We start from the raw sequence: 26,262 nt of genomic DNA on the forward strand, positions 1-26,262 counted from the left end.
TTTAAATTGAAAATATATTAATGATTTCTTGAAACACTGTCATTAACAATTCGTGGTGTAACAAAAATCAGTAACTCACGTTTGTTGTCCGACTTGATATCTTTACGGAATAAACGTCCGATATAAGGAATATCGCCCAAGAATGGAACTTTGGTTTGTGAGTTAGCCGTTTGTTGCTCAAAAATACCACCCAAGACCACAGTTTCACCATTATCTACCAAAACGTTGGTATTCACCGCGTTCTTGTTAATGGTGAGCTGACCTGTAGGTGTAGGTGCACCTGGTGAGTCACTGGTGATATTTAATTGCATTTGGACTTTACCGTCAGGCGTGATACTTGGGGTCACATCCAAACTTAAAGTCGCATCAATGAATTCTGTAGTAGATACGGCATTGACACCACCACCTTCAGAAGATTGATACGGAATTTGCGTACCCGATGCCACTTTGGCATTTTGCTTATCTGCAGTCAGAACTTTTGGTGTCGAAATCACTTCACCGTAACCATCTGCTTGTAATGCCGACAACTCCAAATCGAGCATAAAGTCAGACAAGCTGATTAAACCAAATGCAATACGGCTGGCACCTGGACTGGTCACACCCAAATCGACATTCAGGTTTTGTGGACGTTCAATTTCGTACTTCCAACCACCCGTATCACTATCTTTTTCTGGTTCACGCAAGTTCCACAAAGTCGTATCGCTACCACCCACCAACAAGTGGTTATTATTGGTAATCCCTTGTGACAAGATGCCCCACTTCACCCCCATTTCCTTGGTGAAATCTGTGGTTGCACGAACAATACGTGCTTCAATCATCACCTGCTTCACAGATACATCTAGCAAATCAATCATTTGACGAATCTGATCAATTTTTGCCGATGTATCGTTGATGATTAAGGTATTGGTACGTGGATCTACCGACACTGTACCGCGTGGACTCAACAAGCTACCAACGCTATCGCCTAATGGATCAGTACCTGTATTGGTATTTGAACCACCACGTGATGCATTCTTGCCTTGCGTAATTAGTTTTTCAATATCTGCCGCTTTGGCATAGTTCAATTGAATATATTCAGTTTGTAGTGGCGCCAATTTCACACTTTGCGCAATCGCTTTGGCTTCTTCTTCTTCGGCTTTAATCAATTCAGAAACAGGTGCAATCCAAATCACGTTGCCATTACGACGCTTATCCAAATTTTTGGTTTTCAGGATAATGTCTAACGCCTGATCCCAAGGTACATCTTTTAAACGTAAGGTAATGTTGCCTTGCACAGTGTCTGCTGCCACCATGTTAATGCCTGTGAAATCAGCCAATAACTGCAATACACGACGCACTTCGATGTCTTGGAAATCTAGTGAAATCTTTTTGCCTGTATAGCTTTGAGCTGCACGTGGTTTAAACGGGTTTTTATCGACAGGGCGTTTTAAGCTGATGGTTAGCTTGTCTTCTGCCTGATATGCCATATATTCATAGCTGCCTGCAGCTTGAATAGTAATCACGCCATTGCTACCATCATTGTGTGCATCAATGGTCGATACAGGTGTTGCAAAGTCATTTACATTTAAACGACGTGCTAAATGTGCAGGTACTTTATTGCCTAAAGTACGTACCACAATTTTGCTGCCTTGCTGCTGCACATCTACAGGAGTATTGCTACCAAGTAGATCAATCACCACCTGACCTTCGCCTTCACCGCCACGCTGGAAACCAATATTGGATACGCCTTGTGCGCTACGTTGGGCAGTCACGGCAGCCACAGGGGTTGCCGTTGTTGAGTTGATTTTTAAAATAAAGGTGTTGCCTTCAACACGCGTGGTAAATGCGCCCGCATCTGCCAAATTCACAGTTAAACGTGAACGCTGTGCATCTGAGCTTACCTCTACAGAGCTGGCTTCTTTGGTCGCGACTGCAACGCTGTTTTGCTTCAGCGTTTGTTGCGCTTTATCAAAATCTAAAATCAAGCGGGAAGGTTGTTCCAGCTGATATGCTGCAGGTTGAGGTGGCAAACCATTAAACATGACACGAATTTCGGTGCCCTGTCCCGGAATTTGCATGGGTACGATGTTGGTAATGCTGACTTGGGCATTGGCAACTTGCATCACTGCCATTGCGACTGCGCCCATTGAAAACTGACGGAACAAATTGTTCATTGTATTACCATCCCCAAAAATAAAATCTTTCACACTGTTATTCATTTTTATTCCTTTAATTTATGGCGCAGGCCCAATTAAAACTAAACTTCTTGGACGTTCTACATAACCTTCACGACCATCTGGAATAATTTCGATTAAATCAATTTGTGTAGGTGTAATATTCACCACACGACCATGATTTACCCCCATATAGCTACCACGCTGGATACGCTCAATTTCACCATCAGGTGTTTGAATCAATGCCAAAATTTGACCATTTTGACGCATACTGCCTTTCATAGTCAGTGACTCAAGTGCGTAATTTTCCAGTGGTTGTAACTGGCGAGCAAGGTTCGGATAAACGCGCTTCCCTGCCATAATTTTAAGCTCTGCCGCCAATGAACTTGGCATAAATGGGCTTTTGAGCTGGTGTGCTGCATAGTTAAAGGTTGGTGCAGGCTCAAACACAGGTGCAGGTTCAATGGGTAGTGGTGGCTGATTACGAATTTCAGCCATTTGTGCATTGACTGCATCAATCCGTGAATCACATCCCACCATCAACAAAGTTGCCATCAGAGCCAACGAAAGCTTTTCAATTTTCATTATTTCGCTCCTCCAGCATTACCCGCGGTTTGTGCATCTGCACTGCCGACATAACGATAAGTTTTTGCTTGTGCTTTATAGGTCACTTGCGGAATATCGGTTTTCTTGTCTTTATTTTCAGTCGCCACAATTTCAAAGTCGTGCATGGTCACAATACGTGGCAATGCTGCTGTACCGCTTACGAATGAACCAAAGGCATGATAATCGCCTGTCGCTTCAATTGAAATTGGCTGTTCAATAAAGAACTCTTGTTTAATTTCGTTCTCTAAACGAATGTTTTTAAACTTCAAACCTGAATTCACGCCTGTGACGTTAATATCTTCAACTAAACCTGGAATTTCAGTTTCTTTTGGCAATTGTTCAAGTTGTTGGTTAAAGTTCGCTTCCATTTCTTGTAATTGCGCTTGGTATTGCTGCAAATTACGCAATTTAGAATCTTTTTCACGGAACTCATTTAACAAGTTTTGTTCTTGTGTATGTGCTGCTGCAATGGCATCTAACTTTGGCTTGATTACGACAAAGTAACCTAAAGCTAGAATCAGGAAAATAATAAAAATCCAGCAGGTAATTTTGACCGAAAGTGGCCAAGCACCATAATTGTTAGGATCTAGGGTATTGAACTGTTGAAAAAACTTTTCAACTGTCATTTTCTTTTTCGGAGCAACAGCAGCATCCTGATTTACTTCATCAAATTCATCGAGACTCATTGTGCTGCCCCCGCTGCTGATGTTGAATTAGATTCTGTTGGTGTTACTGGAATTGCAATTTCTTCTAAATCTGAAGTTACTACAAAAGTACCGTAACTTTCCTCTACACGAGGAACCACAGAGCTTGGTGCTTTATCTTTATTTTCTTCTTTGGCTAAGAATGAATTCATAAATGCATTGCGATACCACGGCGATGCTTCCAAATTACGCAAGAATTCAGCCACAGTATTTGGACTTTCAGCCTTGCCTTCAAAAGTGAATTTATTGCCTGTACGGCTCACTTTGGTTAAGTACATATTGCTTGGTGTCACACGCACCAATTCATCCACCAAACGCACGGCAATTGGACGCTGACTTTGTAAGCCCTGAATAAGCTTCATGCGCTCAACAATAGCATTACGCTGTTCTTGCAAGCCTTCTAAAGATTTTAATTGTACATCTAGGTTTTGGTTGGTACTGATCACCAATTGATTGGCTTGTTCTTGATCTTGTAACTTCGCGTTGTAGAAGAACCACGCCAAAGCCACCAATAACACCCCAACAGCAGCCGCTGCAATACAAAATACAATAAATTCTTTTTTACGTTTTTCTCTTAGCTCATCGCGCCAAGGGAGTAAGTTAATCTTTGCCATTAATCAAAACTCCTCATTGCTAAACCACATGCCACCATCAATGACGGCGCATCACTTTCAATTCTTTTAATGTCGATTTGTGGAGAGAAGCCCATTTGTAAGAATGGATTGGCAATGGTCACACGGTAGCCCAGTTTTTGCTGCAACAACTTCGCAAGACCTGGAATATTGGCATTCCCCCCTGCCAATAAAATGTGATCAATTTCGTTAAATTGTGAAGATGAGAAAAAGAACTGCAATGAACGTGCCGCTTGTTGCACCACCGCTTCTAAGAACGGTTCGAGCACCTCTACATCGTAGTCATCTGGCAAAGTACGGCTTTTTTTCGCACGTCCTGCTTCTTCATACGACAAACCATAACGGTTTTGAATTTCTTGTGTCAGCTGCTTACCGCCAAAGGTTTGCTCGCGGGTATAAATAATTTTGTTATTTTGCAGTACCGACAAGGTGGTCATGGTATGACCAATATCCAAAATACCAATGGTGTTCACACCCATTGGCAGGGTATCGGAGAACACTTTAAAGGCATTTTCGATGGCAAAACTTTCGACATCGGCAATTTTGGCTGTCAAGCCGCCCAACTCCAATGCTTCTACTCGTGCTTCTACGTTTTCTAAACGTGTTGCAACCAGTAACACATTGACTCGGTTTGGATTGGCTAAACGGTCTGGTTGGACTTCAAAGTCTAGGCTGACTTCATCTAATGGGAATGGAATATATTGCTCGGCGTCCATACGAATTTGAACTTCACGCTCATCGCTAGTCATATCTGCATCCATTTCAATGATTTTGGTAATCACCATTGAGGTTGGAATTGCTAATGCTGCAGATGTAGATTGCGTGTTTGCTAAGTTCAATGCACGTTCAAGCGCATCCCCGACTGCTTCTGGATTGAGAATGTTTTTTTCAACCACACTGCCTTCTGGAAGTGGGACCAGCGCATAGCTCTCGACCCAGTATCTACCATTCTTAACAGAGAGTTCTAATAACTTAACAGAAGTAGAACTAATATCTACACCTATTAACCCCTTACTTGGCTTACGATATAACCTACGCACAATAGTACCATTCCTATTATTTTTTTATCCCCAAAAAAATTTAACCTACTAATCCGCGCTGGTCTATAATTTTTTACGGATACAATAATTCATCTAACAATCCGTAAATCTACTCGCTATACTGACCAGCAATTAGTTTGCTATTAGCGCTTATTAAAACGCACTTGTTATGAAAAAGCTATCTTGTTCGGGTCGTGTTCATCCATTTTTTTTGATCATAATTATAATTTTGGTCGCAATACCGATGGGTTTCTATGGCATGTATCTCTATATTGCCCCATCTTTGCCAGAAATGACCACCTTAAAAAAAGCGCCATTATTAAAACCATTACAGGTTTATAGTGCCGATAATGAGCTAATTGCCGAGTATGGCGGCAAGCTTTCTGTGCCTGTCGATTATGAACATATTCCTGAAAAATTCATTTTTGCATTCTTAGCTGCAGAAGATTCTGCCTTTTTTGAACACAGTGGGATTAGCTTCAAAGGCTTAGGGCGCGCGTTGAGCGAGGCGGTAACAGGCTCCAATGTGCAAACTGGCGGCTCAACCATTACCATGCAAGTGGCAAAAAACTATTATCTCAGCCCTGATCGTACTTTAAAGCGTAAACTCACCGAAATCTTTTTAGCGCGTAAAATTGAACAGAACCTGAGCAAAGAAGAAATTTTGACTTTATACGTCAATAAAATCTTTTTGGGTAAAAATGCCTATGGCATCGCGGCAGCTGCCAAAATTTATTACAACAAAAGCTTAGAAGAGCTGACAATTGCACAAATGGCGATGATTGCAGGCTTACCTAAAGCACCTTCACGCTACAATCCAGTGGTGAATCCTGAGCGTGCTTTAGAACGTCGTAACTGGATTTTGGGGCGTATGCTGCAACTGGGCTATATCAACCAAAATGAATACCAAAAAGCCATTGCTGAACCCATTAATTTAGATATGCCAGACCGCAGCATCAGCAATAAACATCCGTATATTGGTGAAATGGTGCGTGCTGAACTGGTTAGTAAATTTGGCGAACAAGCGGTTGATTCGGGCTATAAAGTTTACACCACGGTAGACAGCAAACGTCAGATGTATGCAGAACAGGCGGTACAAGAAGGCTTAGAAGCCTATGACCGTCGCCACGGCTGGCGTGGTGCAGAGGCACACGACAAACCGCTGAATGAGTTTCGTGCTTATGCCAACACCTACCCTGCGCAAGTCAGCAAAGTGCTGAATAATTCTTTTGAAGCGTTAATGCAAGATGGCACAACGGTTACTGTACCGTGGTCAGGTATGTCTTGGGCACGCCCCTATCGCAATGCCAACAGTGTAGGCAATGCGCCAAGTCGCGCGGCACAGATTGTAAAAGTTAAAGATATTGTCCGTTTACGTCCAAATGAAAATAAAACTGCTTGGTCATTGGTACAAGTACCAAAAGTGCAAGGTCAATTGGTCGCAATTAACCCAAATAATGGCGCCATTGAAGCGTTGGTCGGTGGATATAATTTCTATCAATCTAAGTTCAACCGTACTTTACAAGGTTGGCGTCAACCGGGTTCCACCATCAAACCTTTTGTGTATGCTCTGGCTTTAGAGCGTGGTATGACGCCACACACCATGGTCAATGACAGTCCAATCACCATTGGCAAATGGTCACCACGTAACTCCGATGGTCGTCATTTAGGCATGATCCCATTGCGTCGTGCGCTATATTTATCTCGTAACACGGTTTCGGTGCGTTTATTGCAAAATGTGGGAATTGAGCGCACCCGCCAACTGTTCATGGATTTTGGATTACAGGAAGATCAGATTCCACGTAACTACACCATTGCATTGGGTACGCCACAAGTTCTTCCTATTCAAATGGCCACGGGCTATGCCACTTTTGCCAACGGGGGTTACCGTATTCAACCGCACTTCATTAACCGTATTGAAGATGCTTATGGCAAAGTGATTTATCAAGCTAATCCTGAATATGCCTGTATTGCTTGTATTAACGCCAAAGAACAAACGCTGGAAAGTGCCGAAACCACCACGCCAGATGATGAAGTGATTGAAGTGACCAATAAAAAACTGGCACAAGCTGAACAAGATCCAAAATTATTGGCAGAGCGTAGTCAGTACAAACAGGCACAACGTATTTTAAAATCTAGCTCGGCGTATGATATGTCCAATATTTTACGTGACGTGATTCAACACGGTACTGGACGTGCTGCACTTAGAATTGGTCGTGGTGATATTGGTGGTAAAACAGGAACCACCAACGATGCCAAAGACGCTTGGTTCGCAGGTTTCAATGGTAAACTGGTGACCGTAGCTTGGGTCGGCTTTGACCAACCGACCACTTTAGGACGTCGTGAATACGGTGGTATCGCAGCGCTGCCAATTTGGACAGACTTTATGGGTAATGCACTCAAAGGCACACCTGAAGCTTGGGTCAGTTTGGACAGCAAAGCCAAAGCGCCACAGCGTGAACTCAATCAAATGAGCGCAGAACAACAGCAGGATTATCGTGCTTCACCGCCATTGGCACGACCATTGTATCGACCTGCACCTGCAGCACCAGTACGTGCGCCTGAGCGTGATTTTGACGATTTACCAGGCGAGGAAGTGTTAATTCCTAACAACGCTGCACCGCCTGCCATGCAAGCGCCAAACAACAGCGCTGCCAAACCGAATGCAGCACCCAAACCTGCTCCCGATGCGTTAGAAAACTTAATTGACGAAGTCTTGTAACAACAGACAAGCAGTCAGAAAAATCCCTCATTTACAAAAATAAGGGCTTTTTTATGGGTACAACTTAAACTTTACTGACAGTCAGTTTTTCAAAAGTATGAGTTTGACAGAAGCACTCAAACTTACTTTTTCTGAAACAGATAAATTTGATGCTGTGCTGTCACGTCAAATTGGGTTTGTTGTTCCAAAGCCTGACGGCGCTCTGCTTTGGCTTTATAGGCATAAGGTGTCATAGCAATTAAATGATTTAAATCGCTTTGATTGAGCTGTAATGGTGTTTCTACCACGCTAGCATCGACTAAATCAAAGTCATCTTGCAATTGAGCGATAAATTTTTCAGGTTCATGCGGCTTCACTTCTTCAAACAAAGCTTGACGCATCGCCAATAAATGCTCAGGCGCAGGCGTTACTACCAACAAATAGCCTTGTGGTTTTAAAACCCGCAAAATTTCCTGTTGCGGAATTGGGCTAAACAAGCTGGTACATAAATCAATACAATGTTCTAAAACAGGCAAAGTTGCCCCTGTCCCCACCACCCAAGTCACTGCGGGATTCAGTTTCGCCGCCACTTGTACGGCATTCTTGGCAATATCCACCCCGACACACTGCAACACTTCGCCTTGCATGGCTGCGGTGTAATAGCCTTCACCACAGCCAATATCCAACAAATTTTCGATGCGTAAGGTGCGAATTTTTTGCACCACTACCTGTTGCAAGGGCGCATAATGCCCTGCACTTAAAAATGCGCGACGTGCCTGCACCGAAGCAGGTGTATCCCCCGGATTTTTACTGTGCTTATGCTGCACCACATGCAAATTGACGTAGCCGTGTTTCGCAACATCATAGCTGTGATTGCTGGCACAACGCCATGTTCGATCATGCAGTTGCAATACCTGACGACACACAGGACACATCAGCAAATTCATCATTTTCTCCAGAGTGAACCACATAAAAAAGTCGGCGAGTGCCGACTTTTAAAATTTTCGGTTGGATAGGCTTAACGTAATTTTAAAGTCATTAAACCTAAAACCACCAGCATAATTGTGATAATCCAGAAACGAATCACCACTTGAGTTTCACGCCAGCCTTTCTTTTCATAGTGGTGATGCAACGGCGCCATTAAGAATACCCGTTTATTGCGCATACGTAGTGAGCCAATTTGCAGGAATACCGAAATCGCTTCAACTACAAACACCCCACCCATAATCGCAAACACGATTTCCTGACGTACCATGACGGCAATCGTACCCAGCATTGCCCCTAAAGACAGTGCACCGACATCGCCCATAAAGACTTGTGCTGGATGCGCGTTATACCACAGGAAGGCCAAGCCTGCTCCAATCATCGCGGCACAAATCACCACCAACTCAGACGCATATTTCACATAAGGGATATGCAGATAATCGGCAAAACGAACATCCCCCGCCAAGTAGGCAAATACGCCCAAACCTGCTGCAACTAATACGATTGGCATAATTGCCAAGCCATCTAAACCATCAGTCAGGTTCACCGCATTTGAGGCACCGTTAATTACCAAATAGGTAAAGATAATGAAGCCAATACCGAGTGGAATCAAAGACAATGGAATGCTGAAATCTTTAAAGAATGGAATCAACACATCCAACATATCTGCGGTTTGTGCAGGATTTGGCTGTTGTGTTGCAATCACATACAACGCAATACCCGCACCCAATGATGCTACCGAAGTCCAGAAGAATTTTTTACGCGCAGGCAAACCCGCATTGTCTTTGTAGCGAATTTTAATCCAGTCATCTGCCCAGCCTACAGCGCCAAAAATGACCATGACCGCCAGTACAATCCAGACGTAAGGGTTAGATAAATCTGCCCATAATAGGGTCGAAATACCAATGGAAAGCAGGATTAATACCCCGCCCATGGTTGGCGTACCCATTTTTTTGGCATGCCCTTCAGGTGCATAAGAGCTGACTGCCTGACCGTATTTTAATGCTTGCAGTTTACGAATCATCACAGGGCCTAGCACCAAACCGATGCCAAGCGCAGTCAATACACTCAGTAATGAACGTAATGTTAAATAACGAACCACCTGAAACGAGCTGTTATAGCCCGCCAGCTGTTCAAATAACCATAACAGCATTTAAATTTTCTCCATCAATGCAGCCATCAACGTTTCCATATGGGTATAACGAGAACCTTTAAATAGGAAACTCATGGACTGAGGTTGATGTGTTTTTACCAGATCAATTAAAAACGGTAAGGCTTGTTCTTGAGTGACAAAAGCCTGTAATTTTTTTCCATATTGGGTACTGCGCGCACCTTCTTGGGTCGCAGGTGCAAATTCACCGACTGCCACCACAAAGTTGATGCCACGAATAGACACCAAATCACGCCCCAACATATAGTGCTGTTGTGCTGCGCTATTGCCCAGCTCACCAATATCACCAATGACCATAACTCGCACACCTGTTTGCTGTGCAAGGACTTCACCTGCAGCACGCATAGAGGTTGGATTGGCATTATAGGTGTCATCAATGAATAAATGTGTGCCTTGCTGAATAAAGTTCAAACGGCCTTTTGCCCCCTGTGCCTGTTCCAAGCCTGCGACAATATCATCTAAACTCACACCAATTGCCAGTGCAAAAGCAGCAGCAGCCATAGCATTTTGTACATTGTGTTCACCTGCAAATGGCAAATGAATCTGACGCACACCATGCGTGGTATTTAAACAAAAACTTGCCGATTGTGGCTGCAACTGAATGTCTGTCGCAAACACATCACCGCCTTCACCAAAACTTAGACGCTGTTCTGACTGAACCGCTTGCTGAATCTGTTCGGCAAAATCATCGGCAGCAGGGACAATCGCTGTACCTTGCGAGGCAATATGTGCATAAATTTCAGACTTGGCCCGACAAATGCCCTCACGTCCACCAAACTCACCCAAATGCGCAGTACCAATATTGATAATGCCTGCCACCTGCGGCTGCACCAAGTTTGAGGTGTAATCGATTTCACCTTGATGACTGGCGCCTAATTCCATCACTGCATATTGATGGCTTGCATTCAACTCCAACAACATCATCGGCACACCCAAGTCATTATTCAGGTTGCCACGGGTAATTAAAGTCGGTGCCAAACGTGACAAAATACTACCGAGCATTTCTTTAGTGGTGGTTTTACCGCTACTGCCTGTTAACGCAATCACTTTTAATTGAGGATGTTGCTGACGACGAAATGCGCCCAAGTGTCCTAAAGCTAAACGGGTATCAGGCACGACCAATTGGCAAATATCTGCGTCTACAGGCTGGCTGACAATTGCCATAGAACAGCCCTGAGTCGCTACTTGTGCCACAAAATCATGCGCATCAAAACGCTCACCTTTTAAAGCCAAAAAGGCATCGCCTGCTTCAGCATGGCGTGAATCGGTTAAAATACGTTTAATCTCGCCTTGCGGTGCTTGCCCATTGAACCAATAACCCTGTGTTGCCTGTTTGAGTTGTTCGGCAGTCCAAGGTTCTAAAATTGCGGTACTGGTGGTGGAAGTGTGCATACAAATTCCTTATTGGGCAGGATAAGCAGAAGGTGAACAATGCTGTGCATCTATCGCAGATTGCACTTCAACCACATCGTCAAACCAGTGTCTTACCCCATCTATTTCTTGATAGTTTTCATGACCTTTGCCTGCAATCAAGACAATATCGCCTGACTGTGCATGTTTGACTGCATATTTAATCGCTTCACGACGATCATGAATTTCATGGCTCTGTGCCACCGACAAATCGACACCTGTCTGCATATCGGCAAAAATTTGCAAAGGATCTTCAGTACGTGGGTTATCTGAAGTCAAAAGCACAACATTGGCATAGTCCAATGCCGCTTGGGTCATCAGTGGGCGCTTACCACGATCCCGATCTCCACCGCAGCCAAACACCGCCCAAAGCTGTGCGCTGACATGGCGTTTTAAGGTTTGCAACACTTGAATTAGGGCATCTGGCGTGTGTGCATAATCCACCACAAATAAACGCTCTGCATCACGCAACACTTGCATACGCCCTGGTGCGCCTTTGAGTTGTGCAGTCGTGTGTATTAAATCCTGTAATGCAAAACCTGCTTGCTCTGCTGCGATTAAACTCGCGACCAAGTTTTCAACATTAAAATGTCCGAGCAACGGACTTTGCACCACATATTCTGCCGTAGCAGTTTGTAGATGGAAACGTACACCATTCAGACTGTATTCAATCTGCTGTACTTGATAGTCTGCCGCTTGCTGCGTGGAATAAGTCAAAATTTTCGGTTGCGCAGGGTTCTGTTGCGCCGCTTGCAACATGATCCCAGCATATTCATCATCTAAATTGACAATTGCAACTTTTAAACTGGCAAACTGAAACAGCATGGCTTTGGCTGCAGCATACGCCTCTAAAGTACCGTGATAATCCAAATGATCACGGCTCAGGTTGCTATATACCGCAATTTCAATATCGCAGCCATTTAAGCGCCCTTGCTCCAAACCATGTGAACTGGCTTCAATTGCGGCAAATTTTGCCCCCTGTTGTGCATAGCTGTATAAAGCATTTTGCAGTTGTAAGGCATCTAAAGTGGTATGTGTTGAAGCTTCCAAATTAGGCAAAATTCCGTTGCCTGTGGTGCCCATTACCGCACAGCGTTGGGCTTGTAACATTAACAACTCAGCAATTAAGCGGGAAATCGTGGTTTTACCATTGGTGCCCGTGACTGCAAGCATACGCGCTAAAGGTACAGGCTGTCGTGCTTGTAAATATTGTTTTTGCCACTGTCCCATGCGCTGACGCACATCTGGCACCACCAAATTATTGGCAACTGCCAGTTCAGTTTCCGAAATCACCGCCAAAGCACCTTGATCTAAAGCTGCTTGTGCAAATTGTGCGGTTTTTTCAGGCTGCGACAAACTGGTCAGGGCAATAAAAATTTGCCCTACTGTCACATGGCGGCTGTCAAGTTGAAAGCCCTGAAAGTCTTGTATCATCCAATCTGCAACGCGGGAACTGCGATAAATATTTTGAAAGCGAATCGACATGCGTCACCTGTTATTGGATGTTGGGAGTTTCTAAAGGTTTATCTAAAGGTACGTTCATTAAACGTAAAGATTCTTGCATCACACGAGCAAATACAGGCGCTGCCACCAAACCACCATAATACTGTCCTGTTGGATTTTCCACCACGACAACCATGGCTAAACGCGGATCACTGACTGGCGCAACCCCAGCAAACAAGGCACGATATTCAGTCTGTGAATAGCCTTTGCGGTCTGCACGAAGTTTATGCGCTGTTCCCGTTTTACCTGCAACCCGATAGCCTGGAATATTGGCTTGACGTGCCGTACCACCGGGTAACGTTACGGCTTCCATCATCAGTAGAACTTGATCGGCAATTTTAGCATCAACAATTTGTTCGCCTTTGGGCTGTTCTTCCAGCTTATATAGGCTAAGCGGCATTTTAACGCCTTTATTGGCCAGCATGGCATAGGCATCTGCCAATTGCAGCACAGTGGCATTTAAACCATAGCCATAGGACATGGTCGCCACTTCTGATACATTCCATTTACTTGGCGGCAAGATTAAACCTGCACTTTCACCCGGGAATTTAACAGCAGAACGTGCACCAAACCCTAAACGCTTATAAAAAGTCGGTAAGGTTGCATACGGTAAAGATAAAGCAATTTTCGCCACACCCACGTTTGACGATTTTTGGATAATTCCCGCCAGAGTCAGTGACCCATAATTATGAGTATCGCGAATGGTGTGATTACCCACCCGCATTGAACCACCGCTTAAATTGACCACGGTATTCGGTGAATATTTACCGCTTTCCAGTGCCATTGCCACCGTCATCGGTTTCATGGTCGAACCCGGCTCAAAAGAATCGACCGCGCCACGGTTACGCATGGCATCTTTATTGGACAAACTTTTTTTGTCATTCGGGTTATACGACGGCCAACTGGTCATCGCTAAAATTTCACCTGTTTTAACATCTACCGCAATGGCTGTCGCAGAACGTGCATTATTGGCCACCCCTGCAGCAGTCAACTCACGGTACATGATGTATTGCAAACGCGAGTCGATACTTAAAGTAATATTTTCACCCGGTTCAACCTCTCTCACCACTTCTGGGTCTTTGACACGGTTACCCTTTTTATCGCGCACGATTTGCTGTTCACCATCCACGCCTGCCAAGCGGGTATTCAGCTGCATTTCCAAACCTTCAATACCTGTGCCTTCGCTATTGGTCAAGCCAATAATTTGCGCATTGGGCTGTGGCTGCGGGTAATAACGCTTATAGTTTTTCTCGGTATATACCCCTTGGAAATTACGTTTTAGAATCAGCTCTGCCTGTTGCGGCGGCACTTCTTTTTGTAAAACCAAATAACGTGAACGCGGACGCTCGTTCATTTTATTTTTCAGTTCTTGGCGATCCATCCCAACTGCATCGGCAAGTTCATCTAAATTCAAGTTTTTATCTGGCAATTGACGCTGCAATTTACGACTGGTCGGATTTTTTTCCAACTCGGCTGTAATTTCTTCAAACAGTTTTTTATTGTCAAAATAATCACGTGGATCAATCACCACTTTCATTACAGGGGTACTAATTGCCAAAGGCACACCGTGGCGATCATAAATCACCCCGCGCATAGCTTTGAGCTTTTCTGTTCTTAAAATATTGGCATTGGCTTTGTTTTGTAAAAAGTCATGGTTCACAATTTGCACATAAAAAGCACGTCCCACCAGTGCCACGAACACCAGCAGTACCACAGCCCACATTAAGTAAAAACGCCACATTTCTACATGAATGGCATTTTTTCCAGTTACCGATTGCTGTTTCTTTCGGGTTTGCTTTTTACGCGTATCGACCATGTGCAACTCGCCTTATTGTTGTTCTGAGGTTGTAGGCAAAGAAATCACCACAGTTTGCGGTGCGGGCGGTGAATACATACGCAGTTGCGTCACCGCACGGGTGCCAATTTGTGCAGTTGCACCAAAGGTCTGCTGTTCAATTAACAAACGCCCCCATTCGGCATTTAAGTCATCTCGCTCGCGCATATAAGAACTCAGCTCACGATAATCATGGCGATATTCAAACACTTGAAACACCACCATAATCGCGCTGATAAATACCAGCGCCAATAAAATAAAATAGGCGACCATTTTTTTCAGTCGCACTTGAGATTGATTTTTTTCAACGGTTTCAGTTTTCATTATTGGCCTTTTCAAGCTAATCGTTCTGCAACACGTAGCCATGCGCTGCGTGAGCGTGGATTGGCTTTGACTTCTTCATCACTGGCACGCACACGTGATATTTTTTTCAATCGACGTGTATCTTGTTGCTGTTGTGGCAAGCCCCAACCCGAATCTTCAGGCAGGCTCGATTCTTTTTGAATAAACTGTTTAATTAAACGATCTTCCAAAGAATGGAAGCTAATTACCGCCAAACGACCTTCGGGTTTTAACACCTCAACGGCTTGCGGCAAGAAGTTTTCAATATCTTCTAATTCTTTATTAATCGCAATACGAATTGCCTGAAAAGTACGTGTTGCAGCGTGTTTGTTTTTTTCCCACTTCGGATGGGCAACTTTTACAATTTCAGCCAATTGTGCGGTAGTTTCAATATAACCCGCCTGTTTAATGGCTTTGGCAATACGGCGGCTATAACGCTCTTCACCATATTGAAAAATCACATTGGCTAAGGCTTCTTCTTCAATATCCACCAGCCATTCTGCCGCAGTCGGGCCTTGTGAGTTGTCCATACGCATATCAAGCGGGCCATCTTTCATAAAGCTAAAACCGCGTTCTGCCTGATCTAGCTGTGGTGACGACACGCCTAAATCGGCCATCACACCATCGACCTGAGTGACGCCCAAATCATTCAACGCTTGCTGCATATCGGCAAAACTGGCATGAATAATCTGAAAGCGCGAATCTTGCTGCGCCAATTCTGCTGCCACGGCCAAAGCTTGTGGATCTTTATCAAAGGCATAGACTCGTGCCTGCGCATCCAATTTGGATAACAACAAACGCGTGTGTCCACCTCGTCCAAAGGTGGCATCGACATAAATTCCTGTATTGCGATCTGCCAACACGGCATCAACAGTTTCATGAAGTAATACAGAAATATGCGACATAAGGTTCAATCAATACAGCTAAAATGTAACTGCACATTATTACCTTGTTTTGGCAAAGCTCCAAACGTCTTTTTGTAGATAAATATTACTTTCCATAGGGAAAACCGTTTTTGACTTTTTTAAAGCACAAAAAAATCTCCGTAGAGATTTTTTTGTGTGCCAATCCAATAAAAGATTAGCCGAAAATGGATATCTGTTTAACGCTTAGTATTATAAATTTGGTCGAAAATCGCACCATTCACAAAATGTGTTTTTTGTGCATTTTCCCAGCCACCGAACACTTCATCAATCGTGAAGGTTTTTAATTTCGGGAATTGTGCTGCATATTTTGCAAGGACTTTTTCATTACGTGGACGGTAGAAATGCTTAGCCGCCATTTCCTGACCTAAAGGTGAATATAAATAGTTGATATAGCCTGTCGCTAACCATTTATTGCCATTTTTTTCTACTGTGCGGTCTACGATTGCCACCGAAGGTTCAGTCAAAATAGAAATAGATGGATAAACAATATCAAACTTGTCTTTGCCTAAGGTTTTTAAAGTTACAAGGGCTTCATTTTCCCAAGTCAACAACACATCACCAATGCCACGTTCAGCAAATGTAGTCATCGACGCACGTGCTGCCGAATCCATCACTTTTACATTGTGGTACATCTTGCCCACAAATTCTTGCGCTTTGGCCTTAGAGCCGCCCGGCTGCTTTTCTGCATAACCCCAAGCCGATAAATACACCCAACGTGGCAAACCACCTGTTTTCGGGTTAGGGGTAATAATTTGTACGCCTGGTTTGGTTAAGTCATTCCAGTCTTTAATGTTTTTCGGATTGCCTTTACGCACCATAAAGACGATGGTCGAGGTATAAGGCGCAGAGTTATGAGGAAATTCTTTTTGCCAACCTGCTTGGATTTGACCTGACTTTACAATTTCTTCAATGTCATTCGCCAATGCCAAAGTTACGACATCGCCCTTTAAACCATCGACCACAGAACGCGCTTGCTTGCCTGAACCACCATGTGATTGTTTAAAGTTGACGTCTAAACCTGTACGTTTTTTCCAGTACTGACCAAACGACTTGTTAAATTCATCATAAAATTCGCGGGTCGCATCATACGATACATTTAAAAACTGACGATCTGCAGCCTGAGCAGTCGTTGCAGCAAAACCTGTTGCCAATAGCGCAGCAGCCAATAAAGCTTTCAATTGAGTTTTCATTACAGCACACATCACCTTTAATCTGTCGCTCAATATATGCAATGCTCAGGCGCTGCGCAATTTGTAAAAAACATGCAAAAAATGATTAAATTCAAATAATTTAGCTTTAATTAATTGTTTTTAATCAATTTAATTCAAGATGCGGCGTTTATTCCAAATTTATACCTTTTTATGGATTAGATATATGAAAAGTGAATAAAACTTTGATCCGTTTTTAGACTCAACGGTAAAATAAGCGACATCACAGCAATCAAACCCGCTTCAAAACTATTTTATTGTGACTTTTGTAACAATCTTCACGATATCTCCACAGTTGTTTGTTACAACATGTTCTAAATCAAAGATCATCTGAAAAATCGGTATATAGTGAATAAATGATGATAAAGATCTTATTAAGAGTGTGACGCAAATCTACTTTTGTTATGATGTTTGTGATTAAATATTAAAGTGATTAAAACAATTTATAAATTGTGAGTTCACTCATAAAGGAAAGGGGGAATCAAAATGAAATCTAAACTCATGTTCGCAGTATTACTCAGCTTAAGTACAGTCGGTCACAGTGCAGTGATCAAATCTGCTGAAAGCAAAACCAATTTAACTGAGGCAAAAGGCTCTTTAATTGAAAAAGCCATTACCCAGCAAAAACAGGCAGACAAGCAAAAGTTTGAATCGAATAATGATTTAAAAGTGCTGACTTCAATTAATCTTGCCCCAACTCAAAATTTCTTTGCCTTGCAAAATCAGCGTTTTAGCCGTTTCGTACAAGCCTTATTCCCGCAAGGTAACTCATAAGTCTGCATCAAACTCACTGCCTTTAATCCCCTTTTCAAATGCAGTTGAAACGCCCAAGTACAGAATGTTGAATTTAACATTAAGTACTTGGGCTTTTTCGTTATAATGGTTGCAATTTACATTTTGAATTAATTTTTGCTTATGACTGTTCGTACTCGTATCGCGCCTTCTCCTACTGGTTTCCCGCACGTGGGAACAGCGTATATCGCCTTGTTTAACTTATGTTTTGCCAAACAACACGGTGGTGAATTTATTCTTCGTATTGAAGATACTGACCAACTGCGCTCAACCCCTGAATCTGAAAAAATGATTTTGGATTCATTGCGTTGGTTAGGCTTAAATTGGGCAGAAGGTCCAGATATCGGCGGCCCACATGCACCGTATCGCCAATCTGAACGTATGGATATTTATAAGCAATACGCCTTGCAATTGGTTGAACAAGGGCATGCTTTCTATTGCTTCGCTACTAGCGAAGAACTAGATCAAATGCGTGCAGAACAACAAGCACGTGGTGAAAGCCCGCGCTACGATGGTCGTGGTTTAAACTTGTCTGCAGATGAAGTGCAGCGTCGTTTAGCGGCAGGCGAAGCGCATGTTATTCGTATGAAAGTGCCAACCGAAGGCGTATGTAAATTTAATGACATGCTGCGCGGTGAAGTGGAAATTCCATGGGCGCAAGTCGATATGCAAATTTTGCTGAAAACAGATGGCTTGCCAACTTACCATTTGGCCAACGTGGTCGATGACCATTTGATGCAAATCACTCACGTGATTCGTGGTGAAGAATGGATTCCATCGGCACCGAAACACCAATTGCTTTATCAATATTTTGGTTGGGATATGCCTGTGTTATACCACATGCCATTGTTGCGTAACCCAGACAAATCAAAATTATCTAAACGTAAAAACCCAACTTCAATCAACTACTACAAAGACATTGGCGTATTACCTGAAGCTTTGCTGAACTATTTAGGTCGCATGGGTTGGTCAATGCCAGATGAAAGTGAAAAATTCACCTTAGCCGAAATGATTGAACACTTTGATATTCAACGTGTTTCACTAGGCGGCCCTATCTTTGATGTGGAAAAACTCAATTGGCTGAATGGTCAATGGATTAAAGCGCTTTCACCTGCTGAGCTGTTAGATACCTTATTGGCTTGGAAAGCAGATCGTGCCAAATTGGAAGAGATTGCTGCCGCGATTCAACCGCGTATTAATTTACTCTCAGAAGCGGTCAATTGGTCTGCACATTACTTCAACCATTTCCCAAGCTTAAGCAAGGAACAGTTTGAAAGTAAAAAACTGTCTGAAGAACAAGTGCGTCAAAGCCTACAATTTGCAATTTGGCGTTTAGAAAGTCTATTTACTTGGAACAACGACACGGTGAGCCAAACCCTAATGGATTTAGCCAACCAAATGGAAATCAAATTGCGTGATTTCATGCCTGCGTTCTTTATTGCAATTGCAGGTTCAACCGCATCTACACCTGTGATGCAAACCATGGTCACCATTGGTCCTGACCTGACCTTTGCGCGTTTGCGTCATGCCTTAGAAGTGGTTGGCGGACCAAGCAAAAAAGAAGTTAAAGTCTGGGAAAAACTGAATGAAAGCATCAAATTGCCGAAAAATGATGCAATTGATCCAGCTTAATTCATTTTTTTGTTGACGTGTGCGCGCAATAGCCCTAATATTGCGCTCACACAGACTGGGGTCATAGCTCAGTTGGTAGAGCGCTACAATGGCATTGTAGAGGTCAGCGGTTCGATCCCGCTTGACTCCACCAAGTTTAAATAAGGCTTTACCTGTGTTGCCTCATCAAGTCCCTATCGTCTAGAGGCCTAGGACATCGCCCTTTCACGGCGGTAACCGGGGTTCGAATCCCCGTAGGGACGCCATATTCAAGATGAATATAAAGCACTTATCTTCATCTTATAAAGAAGCTCAAGCAATGACTTGGGCTTTTTTATTGCCCTGTTTTCTGACAGACTGTTTTTGATTTGCCGTACATTTGGTTAGAATAACGATCAGATTAGAATTTTGGAGTTGTAATGCAATACCGATGCCCTAAATGTCAAAGCCCAAAAATCATGCCTGTTGCGCAGGCAGGTCAAACAACACCGCGTCCTGTGGTGCCAAAAAGCTTGGTGATGCTTATTCCAGCGGTATTTGTCTTATTACTTCTTGTCTTGATCAGTATCGCCATGTGGATTTTTGGTGATGGTGCAGGCACAACCTTACAAAGCATTACTGTGGCGGTATTTGTGCTGTGTGTAATTGCAGGTTTCTTATTTTATCGTGATTTGCCTGATTTCAAAATTTCTATGCAAGCCTTTATGCAGTCACAAAAAAAATGGAAGTGCCGTGAATGTGCACATGAGTGGGAAGTTTAAACCTCACTGGTCTACATCTAGATTAAGAAAAATGTTGCTAGGTTGATCACAAGACCACATCATCGAGCAAATATAAAAAAACCAGCCTTCTCGGCTGGTTTTTTTAATGAGAACTCAAGTTTTTAGACTTAAGCGCCAATTTTACGGTATTTGCTACGTTTGGTTGCCAGATCATCACCATATTTCTTACGGCGATATTCTTCAAACTCAGTATAATTACCTGTAAAGAATTCTGGTTGCTCATCTTCGAATGACAAGATGTGCGTTGCAATACGGTCTAGGAACCAACGGTCGTGCGATACCACCATCACTGTACCTGGGAAGACTAAAATTGCATCTTCCAGTGCACGTAAAGTTTCAATATCCAAGTCGTTTGATGGCTCATCCAGCAAGATCACGTTTGCGCCCTGCTGTAGAATTTTTGCCAGTTGTAAACGGTTACGCTCACCACCCGACAATTCACCAACGCGTTTTTGCTGATCCTGACCTTTAAAGTTAAAGCGACCAATATAAGCACGCGATGCAATTTCATAATCGCCCACTTTCAAAATGTCTAAACCGCCAGAAACTTCTTCCCAAACAGTTTTGTCATCATCTAGAGTGTCACGAATCTGACCGACATAAGCCACTTTTACCGAGTCACCTAAAGTCACGCTGCCCGTATCAGGTTGCTGCTCGCCAGTCATCATACGGAATAAAGTCGTTTTACCCGCACCGTTTGGACCGACAATCCCCACAATCGCTGCAGGCGGCACAGTAAAGGAAAGGTTTTCGTAAAGTAAGCGATCACCAAATGACTTGCTGATGTTTTCCACTTCCACCACTTTGTTCCCTAAACGTGGGCCAGGTGGAATATAAATTTCAGAAGTTTCGTTACGCTGTTGGAATTCACGCGAGTTAAGCTCTTCAAAACGCTCCATACGCGCTTTGTTTTTCTTTTGCTGGCCTTTCGCATTGGAACGTACCCATTCCAATTCTTTTTTCAAGGCTTTAGCAAAAGATTCTTCTTGCTTCTGTTCTTGCTCTAAACGGTTATTTTTCTGCTCTAACCATGAAGAGTAGTTACCTTGATATGGAATACCATGTCCACGGTCAAGTTCTAAAATCCATTCTGCAACGTTATCCAAGAAGTAACGGTCGTGGGTAATTGCCACAATCGTACCCGGGAAGTCTTTTAAGAAACGCTCTAACCAAGATACAGATTCTGCATCCAAGTGGTTCGTCGGCTCGTCTAGAAGCAGCATGTCTGGTTTAGACAATAACAAACGGCATAAAGCCACACGACGACGCTCACCACCCGATAATTTGTTAACATCAGCATCCCAAGCTGGCAAATTTAATGCTGCCGCTGCTTGTTCAAGCTGATTGTTCAGGTTGTGTGCATCCCAAGTTTGGATAATCGCTTCTAACTTCTCTTGCTCTTTTGCAAGTTTGTCGAAATCTGCATCTGGATCTGCATATTCTGCAAAAACTTGGTCTAAACGCTCTAAAGCATCTAAAGCTTCACGCACACCATCTTCCACGTTGCCGCGTACATCTTTGCTCGGGTCTAGTGGTGGTTCTTGCTCAAGATAACCAATTTTGATGCCTGGCTGTGCACGAGCTTCACCAGAGAAATCTTTATCTACGCCCGCCATAATACGGAGCAAAGTCGATTTACCTGCACCGTTTAAACCAAGCACACCAATTTTCGCACCTGGGAAAAATGATAAGGAGATGTCTTTCAAGATTTCGCGCTTAGGCGGAACCATTTTCGACACTCGGTTCATCGTATAAATATATTGGGCCACGTAGGACTCCTCAATAGAAAACCAAATCTGGGGCTCAGATGAGCAGCCCCTGCTCTAATGAGCGAAAAAATAATCGGGTATTATACCTGAATACGGAGAAAAAATAAGACACCACAAACATCTTGCATGCTTTGTTACAACTCTAGCGATCAGCGGATAAGCACAGGACTTTTTGCCTGCTATATCAAATTTACAGCTAAATATTGCAGCATTTTTACACTTTCTTTCATATTTAAAAGTGCTAGACTCAAACCAATTTAACTCACGAAGATGAAGTAAACATGACCTATAAAGACGAAACTTTGGCCATTCATGCAGGCTATAGCCCAGAACCAACCACCAAAGCCGTGGCTGTGCCTATTTACCAAACCACTTCTTATGCCTTTGATAATACGCAACATGGTGCCGATTTATTTGATTTAAAAGTACAAGGCAATATTTACACCCGTATTATGAACCCAACCACTGCAGTATTGGAGCAACGTGTTGCAGCACTTGAAGGCGGGATTGGCGCATTGGCTTTAGCATCGGGTATGGCTGCAATTACCTACGCAATTCAGACCATTACCGAAGCAGGCGATAACATTGCTTCAGTATCAACTTTATACGGCGGTACTTACAACTTATTTGCCCACACCTTGCCTAAACAAGGCATTGAAGTACGTTTCTTCGATTATCAACAGCCTGAAAGCTTACGCGACCTGATTGATGACAAAACCAAACTGGTCTTTGTAGAATCCATTGGTAACCCATTGGGCAATATTATTGACCTTGAAGCGATTGCGAAAATTGCGCACGAATACGGCATTCCAGTGGTGGTGGATAACACTGTAGCCACGCCTGTCTTGCAAAAATCATTTGATTTTGGCGCAGACATCATCATTCACTCACTGACCAAATATATTGGTGGTCACGGTACGTCTATTGGCGGCATTATTGTCGATAGCGGTAAATTCCCTTGGGGCAAATATCCTGAGCGTTTTAAAGCCTTAAATACACCTGACCCAAGTTACCATGGTGTGAACTATGTAGAAGCCTTAGGCGCTGCAGCATTTATTGCACGTGCACGTGTAGTACCACTACGCAATACAGGTGCAGCGATTAGCCCGCATAACGTATTCCTAATTTTACAAGGTTTAGAAACCTTAAGCCTGCGTATGGAACGCCATACTGAAAACGCGCAAAAAGTAGCGGAATATTTACAGGCACATCCAAAAGTGAAATGGGTCAATTACGCAGGTTTGAAAGATCACCCGCAACATGCGTTGGCACAAAAATATGTGAAAGGCAAACCTTCTGCAATTCTGTCTTTTGGTGTGCAAGATGGCCGTGAAGGCGGAACCCGCTTTATTGATGCACTGCAATTATTCACACGCTTGGTCAATATTGGCGATGCCAAGAGTCTGGCTTGCCACCCTGCAACCACCACTCACCGTCAGTTGAGTGCAGATGAACTCAAAGCGGCTGGTGTGAGTGAAGATATGGTGCGTTTATCCATCGGGATTGAACATGCCGATGACTTAATTGCCGATTTAGAGCAAGCTTTAGCAGCCGTATAAAAACTCATCAGTTCAAACTTTGTACTGGCATCCTGCTGATTAATTTCAACAGGATGCTTTTTTATTTTAATTTTTCTTTGTATGTCTTTGCATTAGCTTTATTTCATGGTAAAAATAAAGATATACAGCTCACAAAAATAGAGCAATTACTCTAAATTCATTTTTAAATTCAATCACTTATTCCATAGCTTTTTTTGTGCAATCGGCTATCATAAAGCCAAGTAAAACAGTTCAAATTCAGTCTGAAATTTGAATCGTCAATCTCAATAAAAATGACAACTCAGGAATCTAAATCAGGAATATTAGCGTGAAGCCAAAATTAGAGAAACTTTTTCAACAGCGTGTAAATGGTAAAGTTGCCCTTATTACAGGTGCATCGAGTGGTATTGGTTTAACCGTGGCACATAAGCTAGCCGATGCAGGTGCGCATGTGCTTTTGGTGGCACGTACTCAGGAAACGCTCGAACAAGTCAAAGCTGAAATTGAAGCACGTGGTGGCAAGGCTTCAGTTTTCCCTTGTGATCTAAACGATATGGACTCTATTGATGCTGTATCGCAACAAATTCTTGCCTCTGTCGATCATATTGATATTTTAATTAACAACGCAGGCCGCTCAATCCGTCGTGCAGTACATGAGTCGGTTGATCGTTTCCACGACTTTGAACGTACCATGCAGCTCAACTATTTTGGTGCTGTGCGTTTGGTACTCAATATTTTGCCGCAGATGATGCACCGTAAAGATGGTCACATCATCAACATCAGCTCGATTGGTGTATTAGCCAACGCAACGCGTTTCTCGGCTTATGTGGCATCTAAAGCCGCATTGGATGCGTTTAGTCGCTGTCTATCTGCAGAAGCGCATACACACAAAATTGCGATTACTTCGGTGTATATGCCATTGGTTCGTACCCCAATGATCGCACCAACCAAAATTTATAAGTACGTGCCCACCCTTTCACCTGAGCAAGCGGCAGATTTAATTGCTTATGCGATTGTGAAACGTCCGAAGAAAATTGCGACACATTTGGGTCGTTTGGCTTCAATCACTTATGCGATTGCACCAGACATTAACAACAAACTCATGTCGATTGGTTATAACTTATTCCCAAGCTCTACCGCTTCTGTGGGCGAGCAGCAAAAACTGAACTGGGTACAAAAAGCGTATGCGCGCTTGTTCCCAGGTGAACACTGGTAATTTATACACAATTCAAGTTTTGCTTTAGGCGACCTACGGGTCGCCTATTTTATTTCCGATCATTTCATATTACGTTATTTCAATCTTGCAACATCTACTGCAAGAGATAATGTTAACAAGCTTAATCTTATGTCCATGCAGCTTAAACAAAACATTCAATTGCACCTTATTTTTATGCTATAACACAGCTGTTTTAAGTATTTTGAATGGATTATGCGAGCACTAGCCCTCATTTTACAGTATGGCTGTTTTGCCTTTGCCTTATTTTTAAGTTATCAGGTTGCAACGGCGCTTTATCAGCAAGAATATGAACTCTTAGAGGTTGTTGCCGATGTCGGCACGATTTTAATTTGTATTGATTTGGGCGTATTTTTATTTAGCAGCAAAGCCTCACAAGGTTTGAATCTTCAGGAATATGCTCGCCAGCTTGAAGCACCGCCCTCTAAATTAGTGGCCGTCACACGTAAACTTGGACATTTGGGAATTATGCTCATTTTAGTGAGCTGGATTGTGCCGTTGATTTAAAAAACCATCCTTTAGAAACTATTTCCATTAAATACGATAAGGATTCTCCGAAACAATTGTTTTAGGCAGCTTTTCACTCCTGAGTCTTTCATTTTTTTTAAAAATTCAGACATTTTATATGAGGAAGCGAGACCAATATAAATATTTTTTATATCTCTATTTGTAGGTTGAGTATATTCAATATAAGACTTAGCTTTATCAGAGTTGTCTAAAATAACTTTATCACTTTCAATTTTATCTATGACAACCATTCTACACTCTTGCTCCTCCTGAAAAGCAAAGTGTTTAAAAAGAAAACTAATTGGAGAAATAATTTTATTAACGGACTTCAAGTCATCTATTTTTAAATTGTGACTCTTACCCTTAATAGAGTTAATTGTCAATAAAATATGATTCATAGAGCTATCAACCTGCTCTTCAATATGGTTCATTTTTTTTATATAGTCTTGCCAACTTTTCACACTTAATGACTTATCTTGAATCTCCTGAAAAAAAGTAAACTTATTCCGTTTCGCAACTTCAAAATAACCAGTAAAAGAATCTAGATAGACACACCTGAACAAAGGTATCTTAAGACCATTCTTAACATCTTCCTTACTAATTGAGTCTAAGTTAACCCGAATTACGGATAAGAAAAGCCCTTGAAAAAAAGGTAGTTAGAGCCATTTAGAAAGTTACGACACAACCTAAAGGCTCTAACTACCATGTACGATTTTACAGAAATTTTTTGTATTGTTGATGATTTTTTCAAAAAATTTGAACCCATCTATTGGCAATTTCTCAAGCAAGAAAACAAACGTCAACGTATCAGACAA

Annotated in this window: 22 protein-coding genes, 2 tRNA genes and 1 pseudogene; 10 read left to right on the forward strand and 15 right to left on the reverse strand. The window is 42.7% G+C overall.

The window, feature by feature from the left end; genetic code table 11:
- Positions 1–17 precede the first annotated feature (17 nt).
- From AC07E5_RS12915 to AC07E5_RS12935, 5 genes are read right to left on the reverse strand one after another with little or no spacing between them, the layout of a single operon-like run.
- A complete protein-coding gene (locus tag AC07E5_RS12915) occupies positions 18–2,153 on the reverse strand; it encodes a type IV pilus secretin PilQ (RefSeq protein WP_498625617.1) in 2,136 nt (711 codons plus the stop codon).
- A 60-nt stretch (positions 2,154–2,213) separates the two neighbouring features.
- Entirely contained in the window at positions 2,214–2,738 is a 525-nt protein-coding gene (locus tag AC07E5_RS12920; protein WP_179997195.1) for a pilus assembly protein PilP, read from the reverse strand.
- Entirely contained in the window at positions 2,738–3,445 is a 708-nt protein-coding gene (locus AC07E5_RS12925; protein WP_004974463.1) for a type IV pilus inner membrane component PilO, read from the reverse strand. Before AC07E5_RS12925 ends, AC07E5_RS12920 begins: the two co-directional genes overlap by 1 nt.
- Positions 3,442–4,077 carry a PilN domain-containing protein gene (locus AC07E5_RS12930; RefSeq protein ID WP_004974461.1) on the reverse strand — a complete coding sequence of 212 codons (636 nt, stop codon included), beginning with the start codon at positions 4,075–4,077 and terminating at the stop codon, positions 3,442–3,444. Before AC07E5_RS12930 ends, AC07E5_RS12925 begins: the two co-directional genes overlap by 4 nt.
- Positions 4,077–5,135 (reverse strand): pilus assembly protein PilM, encoded by a 1,059-nt coding sequence (locus AC07E5_RS12935; RefSeq protein WP_004974460.1) that lies wholly within the window; start codon positions 5,133–5,135, stop codon positions 4,077–4,079. Before AC07E5_RS12935 ends, AC07E5_RS12930 begins: the two co-directional genes overlap by 1 nt.
- Before the next feature lie 169 nt (positions 5,136–5,304).
- Here AC07E5_RS12935 and ponA point away from each other — a divergent pair, with 169 nt between their 5' ends.
- Positions 5,305–7,857: a penicillin-binding protein PBP1a gene (gene ponA / locus AC07E5_RS12940; protein ID WP_498625606.1), complete on the forward strand. Its 2,553-nt coding sequence runs from the start codon at positions 5,305–5,307 to the stop codon at positions 7,855–7,857.
- A gap of 122 nt (positions 7,858–7,979) precedes the next feature.
- Here the strand turns inward: ponA and AC07E5_RS12945 are convergent, their stop codons facing one another.
- From AC07E5_RS12945 to AC07E5_RS12980, 8 genes are all read right to left on the reverse strand, one after another.
- Positions 7,980–8,783, reverse strand: coding sequence for a putative RNA methyltransferase (locus AC07E5_RS12945; RefSeq protein ID WP_498625608.1), 804 nt, complete (start codon positions 8,781–8,783; stop codon positions 7,980–7,982).
- A gap of 71 nt (positions 8,784–8,854) precedes the next feature.
- A complete protein-coding gene (mraY, locus tag AC07E5_RS12950) occupies positions 8,855–9,973 on the reverse strand; it encodes a phospho-N-acetylmuramoyl-pentapeptide-transferase (RefSeq protein ID WP_019836136.1) in 1,119 nt (372 codons plus the stop codon).
- A complete protein-coding gene (locus tag AC07E5_RS12955; protein WP_498625610.1) occupies positions 9,974–11,383 on the reverse strand; it encodes a UDP-N-acetylmuramoyl-tripeptide--D-alanyl-D-alanine ligase in 1,410 nt (469 codons plus the stop codon).
- A gap of 9 nt (positions 11,384–11,392) precedes the next feature.
- Positions 11,393–12,886 carry a UDP-N-acetylmuramoyl-L-alanyl-D-glutamate--2,6-diaminopimelate ligase gene (locus AC07E5_RS12960; RefSeq protein WP_131260648.1) on the reverse strand — a complete coding sequence of 498 codons (1,494 nt, stop codon included), beginning with the start codon at positions 12,884–12,886 and terminating at the stop codon, positions 11,393–11,395.
- Positions 12,887–12,896: 10 nt separating this feature from the next.
- The gene (gene ftsI / locus AC07E5_RS12965; RefSeq protein WP_131260649.1) at positions 12,897–14,720 is read right to left on the reverse strand and encodes a penicillin-binding protein PBP3; all 1,824 of its coding nucleotides are present in this window, start codon (positions 14,718–14,720) and stop codon (positions 12,897–12,899) included.
- Between the two features lie 12 nt (positions 14,721–14,732).
- Complete coding sequence (gene ftsL, locus AC07E5_RS12970; RefSeq protein WP_104852659.1) at positions 14,733–15,062, reverse strand: cell division protein FtsL; 330 nt, start codon at positions 15,060–15,062, stop codon at positions 14,733–14,735.
- Positions 15,063–15,073: 11 nt separating this feature from the next.
- Positions 15,074–15,985: a 16S rRNA (cytosine(1402)-N(4))-methyltransferase RsmH gene (gene rsmH, locus AC07E5_RS12975; RefSeq protein WP_004974437.1), complete on the reverse strand. Its 912-nt coding sequence runs from the start codon at positions 15,983–15,985 to the stop codon at positions 15,074–15,076.
- Positions 15,986–16,182: 197 nt separating this feature from the next.
- Entirely contained in the window at positions 16,183–17,196 is a 1,014-nt protein-coding gene (locus AC07E5_RS12980; RefSeq protein ID WP_096901291.1) for a sulfate ABC transporter substrate-binding protein, read from the reverse strand.
- A gap of 504 nt (positions 17,197–17,700) precedes the next feature.
- Here AC07E5_RS12980 and AC07E5_RS12985 point away from each other — a divergent pair.
- The 5 genes from AC07E5_RS12985 to AC07E5_RS13005 all read left to right on the forward strand — a co-directional run bounded on the left by AC07E5_RS12985 (position 17,701) and on the right by AC07E5_RS13005 (position 20,378).
- A complete protein-coding gene (locus tag AC07E5_RS12985; RefSeq protein ID WP_004974433.1) occupies positions 17,701–17,988 on the forward strand; it encodes a hypothetical protein in 288 nt (95 codons plus the stop codon).
- A 141-nt stretch (positions 17,989–18,129) separates the two neighbouring features.
- Positions 18,130–19,638 carry a glutamate--tRNA ligase gene (gene gltX / locus AC07E5_RS12990; RefSeq protein WP_498625614.1) on the forward strand — a complete coding sequence of 503 codons (1,509 nt, stop codon included), beginning with the start codon at positions 18,130–18,132 and terminating at the stop codon, positions 19,636–19,638.
- A gap of 57 nt (positions 19,639–19,695) precedes the next feature.
- Positions 19,696–19,771, forward strand: a tRNA-Ala gene (locus AC07E5_RS12995).
- Between the two features lie 36 nt (positions 19,772–19,807).
- A tRNA-Glu gene (locus tag AC07E5_RS13000) sits at positions 19,808–19,883 on the forward strand.
- 153 nt (positions 19,884–20,036) lie between these two features.
- Positions 20,037–20,378, forward strand: coding sequence for a hypothetical protein (locus AC07E5_RS13005; protein WP_004974430.1), 342 nt, complete (start codon positions 20,037–20,039; stop codon positions 20,376–20,378).
- 128 nt (positions 20,379–20,506) lie between these two features.
- Here the strand turns inward: AC07E5_RS13005 and ettA are convergent, their stop codons facing one another.
- Positions 20,507–22,168 (reverse strand): energy-dependent translational throttle protein EttA, encoded by a 1,662-nt coding sequence (ettA, locus tag AC07E5_RS13010; RefSeq protein ID WP_004974427.1) that lies wholly within the window; start codon positions 22,166–22,168, stop codon positions 20,507–20,509.
- A 281-nt stretch (positions 22,169–22,449) separates the two neighbouring features.
- On the opposite strand from ettA, the gene AC07E5_RS13015 reads away from it, so the two are divergent.
- The 3 genes from AC07E5_RS13015 to AC07E5_RS13025 all read left to right on the forward strand — a co-directional run bounded on the left by AC07E5_RS13015 (position 22,450) and on the right by AC07E5_RS13025 (position 25,447).
- Positions 22,450–23,727: an O-acetylhomoserine aminocarboxypropyltransferase/cysteine synthase family protein gene (locus tag AC07E5_RS13015; protein WP_004974425.1), complete on the forward strand. Its 1,278-nt coding sequence runs from the start codon at positions 22,450–22,452 to the stop codon at positions 23,725–23,727.
- A gap of 307 nt (positions 23,728–24,034) precedes the next feature.
- On the forward strand, positions 24,035–24,922 hold the full coding sequence (locus AC07E5_RS13020) for an SDR family NAD(P)-dependent oxidoreductase (protein WP_004974423.1): 888 nt from the start codon (positions 24,035–24,037) through the stop codon (positions 24,920–24,922).
- A 213-nt stretch (positions 24,923–25,135) separates the two neighbouring features.
- Positions 25,136–25,447, forward strand: a complete 312-nt coding sequence (locus AC07E5_RS13025) for a hypothetical protein (protein ID WP_019838218.1) — start codon at positions 25,136–25,138, stop codon at positions 25,445–25,447.
- An 11-nt stretch (positions 25,448–25,458) separates the two neighbouring features.
- Here AC07E5_RS13025 and AC07E5_RS13030 read toward each other — a convergent pair whose 3' ends face one another.
- A complete protein-coding gene (locus AC07E5_RS13030) occupies positions 25,459–25,908 on the reverse strand; it encodes a hypothetical protein (protein WP_253131921.1) in 450 nt (149 codons plus the stop codon).
- A 243-nt stretch (positions 25,909–26,151) separates the two neighbouring features.
- Here AC07E5_RS13030 and AC07E5_RS13035 point away from each other — a divergent pair.
- Positions 26,152–26,262, forward strand: a pseudogene (locus AC07E5_RS13035) (IS982 family transposase); the annotation flags it as partial.

Source organism: Acinetobacter seohaensis (assembly GCF_056431365.1).